At 31.3% G+C, this 10,709-nt stretch carries 9 protein-coding genes; 2 read left to right on the top strand and 7 right to left on the bottom strand.

Annotation, left to right across the window (positions count from 1 at the left end):
• Positions 1-250 precede the first annotated feature (250 nt).
• The 5 genes from PW5551_RS09945 to PW5551_RS09925 all read right to left on the bottom strand — a co-directional run bounded on the left by PW5551_RS09945 (position 251) and on the right by PW5551_RS09925 (position 5,216).
• Positions 251-1,135, bottom strand: a complete 885-nt coding sequence (locus PW5551_RS09945; protein WP_113075621.1) for a glycosidase — start codon at positions 1,133-1,135, stop codon at positions 251-253.
• A gap of 32 nt (positions 1,136-1,167) precedes the next feature.
• On the bottom strand, positions 1,168-1,998 hold the full coding sequence (locus PW5551_RS09940; RefSeq protein ID WP_113075620.1) for a carbohydrate ABC transporter permease: 831 nt from the start codon (positions 1,996-1,998) through the stop codon (positions 1,168-1,170).
• Entirely contained in the window at positions 1,995-2,882 is an 888-nt protein-coding gene (locus PW5551_RS09935) for a carbohydrate ABC transporter permease (RefSeq protein WP_113075619.1), read from the bottom strand. Before PW5551_RS09935 ends, PW5551_RS09940 begins: the two co-directional genes overlap by 4 nt.
• Positions 2,883-2,897: 15 nt before the next feature.
• The gene (locus PW5551_RS09930; protein ID WP_113075618.1) at positions 2,898-4,151 is read right to left on the bottom strand and encodes an extracellular solute-binding protein; all 1,254 of its coding nucleotides are present in this window, start codon (positions 4,149-4,151) and stop codon (positions 2,898-2,900) included.
• Positions 4,152-4,226: 75 nt separating this feature from the next.
• Positions 4,227-5,216: a LacI family DNA-binding transcriptional regulator gene (locus PW5551_RS09925; protein WP_113075617.1), complete on the bottom strand. Its 990-nt coding sequence runs from the start codon at positions 5,214-5,216 to the stop codon at positions 4,227-4,229.
• Between the two features lie 349 nt (positions 5,217-5,565).
• Between PW5551_RS09925 and PW5551_RS09920 the strand changes: the two genes are divergently transcribed.
• Both PW5551_RS09920 and PW5551_RS09915 read left to right on the top strand, forming a co-directional pair.
• Entirely contained in the window at positions 5,566-6,912 is a 1,347-nt protein-coding gene (locus PW5551_RS09920; RefSeq protein ID WP_113075616.1) for a hypothetical protein, read from the top strand.
• 170 nt (positions 6,913-7,082) lie between these two features.
• Positions 7,083-9,317, top strand: a complete 2,235-nt coding sequence (locus tag PW5551_RS09915) for a beta-L-arabinofuranosidase domain-containing protein (RefSeq protein ID WP_113075615.1) — start codon at positions 7,083-7,085, stop codon at positions 9,315-9,317.
• 250 nt (positions 9,318-9,567) lie between these two features.
• Here PW5551_RS09915 and PW5551_RS09910 read toward each other — a convergent pair whose 3' ends face one another.
• Together PW5551_RS09910 and PW5551_RS09905 are read right to left on the bottom strand one after the other, a co-directional pair.
• Positions 9,568-9,996, bottom strand: a complete 429-nt coding sequence (locus PW5551_RS09910) for a DUF86 domain-containing protein (protein ID WP_113075614.1) — start codon at positions 9,994-9,996, stop codon at positions 9,568-9,570.
• Entirely contained in the window at positions 9,993-10,409 is a 417-nt protein-coding gene (locus tag PW5551_RS09905) for a nucleotidyltransferase domain-containing protein (RefSeq protein WP_113075613.1), read from the bottom strand. Before PW5551_RS09905 ends, PW5551_RS09910 begins: the two co-directional genes overlap by 4 nt.
• Positions 10,410-10,709: the final 300 nt, after the last annotated feature.

Raw genomic sequence — 10,709 nt, 5'->3', positions numbered from 1 at the left:
GTCTGACAGGGTGTGGTACATATAATTTGCTAAAAGCAAATTAAAGAGTGACTACCCCGTCTGCAGCACAAAACGCTGCATCCACCCCTTCGAGGAAGGGGAATAGAACCAATTTTATAACAAAGATAGATTCCAGAAAATCTTGGATGCCTGGCTCCCGTTGAGTTCAGAAACCAAGCATCCCGTTGTATATAGTTTTTTATTAATTTTTGTGTCTACTTGACATGGGGCAGTTCATAATCCCGGTTTTTTATTTTGTTATCCATTTATAAATCTCTTCTTTTGAAATGGTGGCTAAAGCAATATAATTATCTGCTCCACCATAATATACATAGTATTTATCCTTATATTCAACTAAGGCATCAGAAAAAACAACGTTAGGAACTCCTCCGAAAATTTCCCAATTTTCTTCTGGTTCCAAAATTGGTTCTTCTGTTCTTTTTAACACCTTTGATGGGTCATTTAAATCTAAAAGCATAAATCCAAGTCTATATACTGGCCTAACATCTTCTTGTACCCCATGATACAAAAACAACCACCCATAAGGTGTTTTCAAAGGTGGTCCACCTGCTCCAATCTTTAAATTATCCCAATAATCCTCACGAGGTGATGCAATATTTTTGTAATCTCCCCAATGTTTTAAATCATCCGAGTAAGCAAACCATATATCAGGCTCTAATCTATGGATAAGAACATATTTTCCATTAACCTTTTCAGGAAATAGAGCGGCATCTTTATTTGGACTTTCTGGTAAAATAATACCATACCTTTTCCATGTAAAAAAATTTCCCGTAGATGCCAAAGCTATCTTTGCGTTTTTTGGAGAGTAAGCGGTATAACACATATAGTATTTCCCATTTAAGTAAGTAATTCTAGGATCTTCAACTCCATATAATTCTGATAGATCATTAGGTTCAAATACTGGTTTTTCCATTCTGTTGAAATGTACTCCGTCAACACTAGCTGCATATCCTATTCTGGAAACCATATCTTCTCCTTGAGCACGATACAACATATGAAAAACCTCTCCATCGTATACTACCGCTGGATTAAAAACGTATCTAGATTCCCATAAATGCATAGGATTTGGTCCAAATAAAGGGTTTAACGGATGCCTTTTTAACTTTAAATTCAAATTAAATCCCTTCCTTTCGCTTTTGAGTATTTTTATTTTAAAGACATTGAAATTCCTTGCAGGAATGCTTTTCTAAATATTATAAAGATTAACACCATTGGCAGAGTTTGTATAACAGATCCAGCCATAACAGGGCCTATATATGCGCCGTACTCGTGATTAAAACTTGCCAATAAAACGGAAAGTGGCATTTTATAGTAATCTTGTATTACTATAAGTGGCCACATGAAATTGTCCCATACACCTATGAACGTAAATAAACCTACAATTGCCATAACAGAATTGTTTAAAGGAAGCATTATCCTAAAAATAATGAACCAATCAGAAGCTCCATCTATCTTAGCGGCTTCTATATAATCATTTGGAGTTCCTCTGAAACTCTGTGTCATCATAAAAATCCCCCATCCACTCATTACAAAAGGAACGATTAGAGCAGCTAATGAATTTAATAAATTCATATTTCTCATTAATATATATAAAGGAATTGTAAACATGAAACCGGGGAAGACCATTTGAAAAATAATGAAATTGAAAATACCTTCTCTAGCTTTAAAACGATATTTTGAAAGTGCAAAAGAAATTATTGCAGAAGTGATTATAACACAAATTGTAACCGTAACTGAGATAAATAGACTGATAAAAAAAGCTCTTACAAAAGGTCTATTCATTCTTTCAGCACTTTCCAGAATAAATCTAAAATGTTCTAAAGTAAATCTGGTGGGTAAAAATCTTGTATAAATTTCAGCAGAAGGTTTTACCGATGCTAAAAATAACCATGCATATGGATATAACCAAACTAATGCTAGACCGAACATTACTATATGAAGTATTAAATTACCTGTTGTTATCTTTTTGTTTGTCATACCAGATCAACTTCTCTTTCTATAGTTTTTCTAACTACCAATATCAAGCCAAAACTTATAATAGCCACAAATACAGCCATTGTTGCAGCATAAGTTGGATCCATCCTTTGAAAAGCAGTTGTTATCATATGCATCATTGGAGTCAAAGTACTTCTCATAGGACCTCCTCCCGTTATCATATATGGTTCTGTAAATATTCCAAAGGCTAAAGTTATAGCTAAAACCATTACCATTACTATAGATGGGTTTAATAAGGGAAGCGTAATTCTAAAAAACTTTGTTAAATTTCCAGCTCCATCTAATTCTGCTGCCTCATACAAAGACTTTGGAATAGCGGTCAGACCAGCGTATAATATTAGTCCATAATATCCTATGAATTTCCAAATAACTATCAATGAAATTGAAAACATTGCCAATTGCGGACTTGTAAACCATGGAATAGTTATTCCAAAAACATTGTAAAGAGTTCTATTTATAGGTCCATTCACTGAAAATAAATTTGAAAACATAATAGAATAGGCAACTCCTGATGATACATTTGCAACCAAAAAAGACAAAGCAACAAATGTTTTACCAACTTTAAGTTTATTAAGTGCTATTGCAAAAAGTAAAGAGCCAAGTAAAACAAAAGGAATATAATAGAGCATAAATCGGAACACATTACCAACAGTTTTCCAAAAAAGAGGGTCTGTTAAGACCCTCTGAATATTGTATAAACCAGCGAATTGAGGAGTACCTACAAATCTCCATCGTGAAAAAAGGAGGATAAACAACCACACAAAGGGATAACCCCAAAATATCGCAGTGTATACAAGATATATTGAAGATATGCCTAATCCTTTCCTTGCTTCCTTTTTTGCTAAATTTGTTAACCTTTTAGCCATCATCTTCCCCTACCTTTACCAAAGTATCCTGTTTATTGCCTTGATTACATCATCTAAAGCCTTTTTTGGATCTTTGGTTCCATACATTAATGGTTCTACTAACTCAAAAGTCATTAAATCTTGTACATCAACTGTTGTTGAAATTGTTGCAGGTGGCACAGCGTAAGGAACGTATTTAGCGTATTCTGCTGCCAAAGGATTTTGTTCCCAAAAATCTGAAAATAATTCGTTCGTTAAGAGATCTTCTCTTGCGGGTGGCATCTTTGTGTATTCAAGCCATTTCAAGTCGAAATCTTCTCTTGAAAAAACCCATTTTACAAAATCCCAAGCTTCTTTTGGATGCTTAGTTGTTTTAAAAATTACAAGTCCTTTTGCATCTGCAAAAGTGTAGATTGGTTTATCTTGAGGATAACTGTCAGGAACAGGGGGAGCAGAAATAACGATATCACTTACTATATCTGGAAATTGGTTTTGAGCAAAAGATATTTCCCAAGGACCTCTTAACCCTCCTGCTATATCCCCAATGTAGAAAGGGTTGGAACCAAGATCAACAGCTGTCCATTCGTTTCTAAACATTGTGTTTATAAATTCTGCAACTTCCTTTCCAGCTTCGTCGTTAAACGTCGCTCTACCTTTTGATGTATCTACATATGATTTTCCTTCACTTGCTGCGTAATAATAAGTAATAAAATCAAACCATCTATCCCACCAGTTTCTTCCTTGAATAATTTGAACTGAATATCTTTCTTTCGGTATAACGAAATTTTTAGAGAATTCGTATATTTCGCCATATGTTCTTGGTGGATTTTCAAATCCGGCTTCCCTTAAAAGAGAAGATCGCCACCACATCAAAATAGGATTTGAATAAATAGGTATTACATAGTTTTTACCATTTATTTGCCATCCTTCAATGATACTTCCCATCTTTCTTGCTTCCACCAATTCATCAAAACCATCAAGTTTGTCTAATTCCATAAGCTGATCTATTTCGACTAATTGTGCGGCAAATCCTGAAAAAATGTTTGTAGAAATATCAGGGGCTCTTCCAGATGCAATTGCTGTTAATATTGCTTCTTCAGAACTACCTGCCGCTGGAATAGTAGACCATTCAATCTCTATTTCAGGATGTAAAGATTCATATTCTGCTACAACTTCTTTCCAAAAAGCTTCTTGTTGTGGATTTGGTGCTGTCCAAAATACAAGTTTTGTTTGAGATAAAGCAAATGTTGATATTAAAACTATTAACAATAATACTGATAACTTTTTCATACCATCTAACCTCCCTTATTTTTATAAAAGCTTCAGTTTAGAATTCCTTTAAAACGCAGGTTGGCTTCTAAAGCTTTATTTTTTAAGCGTACTCTCTCTTTCTACAAAAGTAGTAAAAAGAGATATAACTGCAGGGTGAGGATTTTTACCGTTAATAAGATCTATTAATCTACTTACTGCAATATTTCCCATTTCATATTTGAACACTTCCAAGGTAGATAATTTTGGTTCAGAAATAGAAGAAGATATTATGTCATCGAAACCTATCAATTGAATATCATCTGGAACATTAATTTTCATTTTTTTCAATTCATCAAGAATTATTAAAGCTATGACGTCATTTGAAGCAAAAATTACTTCTGGATTTTTTGATAAAGCTAAATTCAAGGCATAACAAATCCCATTTCGTGTTTCATCGCATTCAAATGTTTGAGGTAATAATCCTTTTTCAGACATTGCAGCAGTATAACCTTCGTATCTATTTCTAAAACTGTAAAAATCTAATGGCCCATGTATATGTACTACTCTTTTATAATTTCTTTCTATCATCTTTTTTATAACATAATAAGCACCATCAAAACCGTTTGATATAACAGAATCAACTTTTAAACTTGGGATATAATTATCTACTAACACTTTAGGGATTTCAGCGTTTTTTATACATTCTGGTAACTGATCTCCTCCTATTATTAATAGCCCATCTATGCTTTTAATAAAATCATCATCACAATTACTAAACATTCTTAAATCCAAAGTGTATTTGTTCTCTTTTATATACGATTCTATTCCTGTTAATACTGTTGTATAAAATTCTCTAATCCCAAAAAGATCTTTTGTATTTAAGATTCTTTCAATTCTTTCACTGATTACTACTCCTATGTTTAATAAACTTCTTTTATTAGCTAAATCCCTAGCAGTCCTCGAAGGTTTGTAATCTAACTCTTCTATAGCCTTTTGTACTGCTTCTCTTGTTTTATCTGATATTCCATTTTTCCCATTTAAAACTCTTGAAACAGTTGCGATAGAGACTCCTGCTAACTTTGCCACATCATCTATTGTAGACAATTTTTATTCCTCCTATCTGTAAGCGCTTACATAGTTATTATATCATACGGTAAATAAAATGCCAACGATGACTATACGAGATTATCATCGATTAAAAGGATTTATAGTGATTTATTTGCGATTAGATATAAAATATTTAATTTATAAATACAAAACAAAAACTGAAATTAAATGTAATTTTTTAAATCTTAATTTTCCAAGAATTCTTTAATTATTCCCGAATAATCTCTCTAAATTGTCTCTATTCCTATTTAATCGCTCATAATCACGTTTTGATTTTTTTTATATTTATATTAAAATAAATATGTAAGCGCTTACAAATAAGATAAAACTTTAAGGGGGTAATAAAATGAGGAATTTAAGGGTATTTTTGGTGTTTTGTGTAATTCTTTCATTAGGTTTGTCAATTTTTTCAGCTGAAAAAATTATTAGAATAGTTACAGAACAAAAAACAGATTTAGAAGTACCCTACGTAATAAGTTTTTCTGAGTTGTTGGATTTAGTTGGCGAAGATTTTGATGCGAATTGGTATTCTATAAGAGTTAAGGATTCATCTAACAAAGATATTCCATATCAAATTGTTGACATCGATCAAAATGGAAGAATTTCTTCAAGCGATAAGTTATTGTTCACTTTCAAAAAAGAAGCAAAGATAGTTGTCTCTGATAACTGGGATTTAGAATTATTACAATTCAATCCTATTTTTACGGTTGAAGAAAAAGACGGAGAATACATTATAACCTCAGATAAGTTTAGTGTAAAAGTAAACAATCATGGGTTGGCCAATTTTGTTAAGTTTAATAATGTTGAAGGTAACTTGTATAATGAACTGGGAACGGCGAGAATTGCTGGATGGTCAGGAAGCACCTATTATGTTGATGAAAAATTAGGTAGACATGTTGAAACTACTTCTGCAGGATTAAATGTAAAAGAGTTAAAAATTTATGAAGCAGGTCCTGTTGCAGTATGTGTTCAAGGCTTGTTGTACTATGAAGATCTACCAGGGTTTAATCAAAAAATATCGTCGTATATTTTTAAAACGGGAGATATCCTTGTAGAAAACGAATTTTCTTTTACTAATTATGTTGATATAATGAAATTACAGGTTATGGCAACCGCCCCTCTGACAAGTTTGGATGACAATGCTTTTCACATTCTTCCAATGTTTAGACGAATGATTTGGGCAGAACAATTAGGAATATCTCCTTATGAATACTGGAAAGAAAGAGATGCAGTTATAAACGTAGAAGAAAATTCTTATATAGCTTTTCCAGCTATTGAATCAATGAAACCTTTATGGTGGGGAGCAACATACTGCTTTGTTTCAATGGAGAATTGGAGAGCGAACTTCTCCGATAAATATAATTTGATAGCAGCAGAAATATTACCTGAAAAACCTGTTATTTATTCCGATCTTCAAAAATTCGTGTACGGCGATTTTTGGTTCTATGAAAGCAGAGAATTCAGAGATGGCATATTCCGTTGGATACCAGGAGAACTAAACATTTATGAAGCAACCAAGGGAGTTTTTGAAGATACAAAGGAAGCTGATTGGATGATGAAATTTAAAGCAGGAGATAAACTTACTTACACGAGATATTTTTCAATGTACTCAGCTAAAAATTCCGTAGAGGCTATCAAACTTCTTGAAAATAGAACACATGAAATTCAAAATGTTAAATTGTTCATTGAATAATTAACAGAAAATATTTTATAAAAGAATAAAAACTTGTAAGTAATTAAATTAGGGTTTAGAGAGAAAACTCTCTAAACTCTTTATTTAAATTAGATAATTTGGAAATAGTGTTTTGAATTTATAGTAGGCATAGGGCGAAACCATCCCCTAAATTCAAAGGAGGTTCAAAATTGAAGAAGAAGTTATTGATTATGTTTTCATTGATATTTTTGCCACTAATTTCTTTTGCTTTACCCGAAATAAATTTGAATCATCTAGAATTTTTAAGAGATGAGTTCAAAATAGAAGGTCAAACAAAAGTTGGCTATTGGATTTATTCGGAAAAATTTGGCGATAAGTACGTTCATACAGAAGCTAAAGGAGAAGGAGTTACCTGTGTCGATGATGTAGCACGTGTCGCTATATTATATACAGAACTTTACAAAATAGATAGCCAAGAATTTTATTTGCAAAGAGCTAAAGAAGCTTTGGATTTTGTTTTGGCTTTTCAAGATACTGATGGAGATTTTTACAATTTTGTTTTTTCAGATGGAACAATAAACAGGCAAGGAATAACAAGTAGGAAATCTGCTAATTGGTGGGCCGCAAGAGCATTTTGGTCCATTGCAAATGCCATAGAGATATTCGAAACAGATAAAGAATTTCAAGAGCGGCTGATAAATTCTGCAAAGTTAGCGTATAGTTTTTTATATAAAAGCTTAGACGAAAATTATTTTTTAAATCATAATTCAGATGTTTCGTCGGTTTTTTTATTGGGAGTTATAGAATATTATAAATACACGAAAGATGAAAAAGTTAAAGAATTAGCTATTAAGGTAGGAGATTCTATTTTAAAAACCCAAATATTAGAAGGGTTTTTAAGAGGCGCTTACAACGAAGGCGAAACAAATTTAATCTGGCATAGTTGGGGAAGCAGGCAAGGAGAAGCTTTGGTAGAGCTTTATAAAATTACGCAAGATCAGAAATATTTGGATTCTGCAAAACTTCTTGCAGATGAATTTTATCCAGCATTACTTTCTTTAGGCCCTGTTTACGAAATATCAGAATATGTAAAACTATACCCTCAAATAGCTTATGGGGTTGAGCCAATCATTTCTACTTTGACAAAATTATATGAAGTTACAAATGATGTTCAATACGCTTACTTGGCTGCCCTTTTTGGTGGGTTCTATGAAAGAAATAATCATTTGAATACTCCTATGTACGGACCAAACGGCGAAGGATACGATTCTTTGCATTCTGTATATATAAATAGTAATGCTGGGGCAGAATCAACAATTTGTGCATTATTAAGTTTAACAAGATTAAAAACTTTACCAATAGAATTTCAAGAATTAACGCAAGCAATAATAATCTCTGGAAGGAAAGCCCATCTATTTGAGGTTGAAAAAATGAATACAGGAATATACAGTTTTACTCTCGAAAACATAAATAATGTGGTTCTGAAAACTGACGAAAGTATTAGAGTCAGGCAAACTATAGATAACTTTTATCCAGGTACTTATGAAATTTTCATCAGTGGTATTTTTGAACCTCACACAACTTTTAAAGTAACATCAGGAGATCATTCTATCGAAGGAACTATAAAATCATCAAAAGGTATAAATAGTTTGGGAGTAATAAACATGAATAAAAATGAAATAATATTATATTTCAAACCAGACAACAGCCACATATACATAGATCAAGTTATTTTAAAACCTGTTGATCCCAGTTTTGTTTACAAATTCAAAGATAATTACTATGAATTTACTCAGGAAGACACAATAAAAGTAGAATATGAACCAACGGAGATAAAAAGTCAGTATGTTCAAAAAGTAGAAGTATCTACCGAGAAAATAAATGAGAGTTATATTTTGAATTTAGATGAATTATTTAATAATGATGGAATAGTTAATTTCCCAAACAGAAAGTCAGGAAATTTCGATAACCCTGATGGAGTTTTAGGAGCAAAGTACCCTGCAGAAGAGATTCAAAAATTATTAGAAAATGATATTTATCACTTTGAAAATGAAGATGTTTATTTTAAGTTTAAAATTGATGGAGAAGATAACGTTATATGTACTTCTCAAGAAATTCATTTGAAAAATGACTTTTTTACTTCTTCATTCTTGTATGCCGTGGGTTCTTGTAATCATGGTAACTACGAAGGAGACCTCACCATAGTTTATAACGATGAAACAAGTGAACAAAAGAATTTATCTTTTTCAGACTGGTGCCAAGAACCAGCTTTTGGAGAGACAGTCTTAATGAATTTCGACTACAGATATAATAACTTAGGAATTAAAGAAAATATTAATCCTAAATTATTCTTAATAAAAATCCCTTTGAAAGAAACCCCTATAAAATCTATTATTTTACCAAACATTCCAACAATGCATATCTTTGCTATTTCACTGAAATAAGTTTAACAGATTAAATACCATCTTATTTATATATAATCAAAATCTATAAAAATTCATTAATTCTCCATCATAAAACTATTGGGGACGCCTATATAGGTGTCTCTTTTATACATTAGCTCATAAAAGAAGACTATCTGTAACTTCTTTCTGTGTTTTTGAAGGTGAAGAAAGAGAGAAGCTAATTGAGATGTTAAAGGTGTTTTATTAATCTAAGATACTATACTTTCTATTTTAAAAACTAAGATTGCGTTTATTTCCCTTTTTCTAAAAAAAGGGAAATATATTTCAAAAAATCCTCAAAATCTTCTAAGTTATTTAATAAGATATTATATATTTCTTCTTCGTTTATATCGTCGTAAAAGTGAACTATTTTGTTTCTGAATCTTGCCATAAGTTTGTAATTGTTTACCTTATCGTTAGGCAAGATATTGTGTTTACTTAGAATCTCGAAAGTTTCAGCATAAGTTTTTGGAGGCTCATAATCTAATCTAGATATAATATGATTTCCTATATCTATCATAGCTTCTATAGCAACTTGTAGATTGTACTTCGCAGAATCATAATATTTAAAATCTGATAAAAATTCTTCTTTGGAATTTTGAGAAAGTTCAACGAGATTCTGAAGAGCCCTCTTAATAATATTCATCTTTTTTATTATTTTCTCTTTATCTAAGTTCATTTCTCAATCAATCCTTTTAAATAGTCTTCATAGAAGAATTTTAGAGTAATTCCATAATCTCCATAAATTCTAAATACTTTTTCTTTGAAATCTGCTAATTTTATTTTATCCCTACAATACAATAAGTCTCCTGTATAAATAACTCTGTGTTGCAAATTTATTGGCACTTTGTTCAAATTAACAACGTCAATATCGTCCCTTTTAAATATTTCGCTTATTTTAACTTCTAACATAAGGTCTTCTTTTAAAGTAATATCTTTATCGTATAGAATAGCAAAATCAATATCGCTATTTTGATTTTGGTATTGAGTGCCAAAAGAACCAAAAATAAAAAAAGCGATAACATTAGTATTTTTAGTTAAATATAATATCAATTCATTGATTTCTTTTTCAACGTTTTTTAAGTTCCTCATTTCATCAAATCCCCAATCTCTTCATTTTCAAATTTGGTACTGTATTGAACTAATAAGATATAGGTATTGTAGGCATGAAATCTCCTTTTTCTTATATAAATGAACTCAATCAAATTATATCATATACGTTAATTTGAAAAAAAATAAAAAAGCTGAGATAACCCTTCTTTTCACACCACTAACTGACTTTCGATGATCTCTTTGTAAACAGGAGAACTTTCTATTAATTCGTTGTGTGTTCCTTCTTCTATTATCTCTCCATCTTTTAATACTACTACCTTATCTGCTTTTCTTATCGTT

Source organism: Petrotoga sp. 9PW.55.5.1, assembly GCF_003265365.1.
Lineage (GTDB): Bacteria > Thermotogota > Thermotogae > Petrotogales > Petrotogaceae > Petrotoga.
This window is presented reverse-complemented; position numbering and strand designations above follow the sequence as displayed.

Bases quoted from the DNA above. Each gene is read 5' to 3' on its own strand.
- PW5551_RS09940 (WP_113075620.1), bottom strand. From the start codon at position 1,998: ATGACAAACAAAAAGATAACAACAGGTAATTTAATACTTCATATAGTA.
- PW5551_RS09930 (WP_113075618.1), bottom strand. From the start codon at position 4,151: ATGAAAAAGTTATCAGTATTATTGTTAATAGTTTTAATATCAACATTT.
- PW5551_RS09920 (WP_113075616.1), top strand. From the start codon at position 5,566: ATGAGGAATTTAAGGGTATTTTTGGTGTTTTGTGTAATTCTTTCATTA.
- PW5551_RS09910 (WP_113075614.1), bottom strand. From the start codon at position 9,996: ATGAACTTAGATAAAGAGAAAATAATAAAAAAGATGAATATTATTAAG.
- PW5551_RS09905 (WP_113075613.1), bottom strand. From the start codon at position 10,409: ATGAGGAACTTAAAAAACGTTGAAAAAGAAATCAATGAATTGATATTA.
- PW5551_RS09935 (WP_113075619.1), bottom strand. From the start codon at position 2,882: ATGGCTAAAAGGTTAACAAATTTAGCAAAAAAGGAAGCAAGGAAAGGA.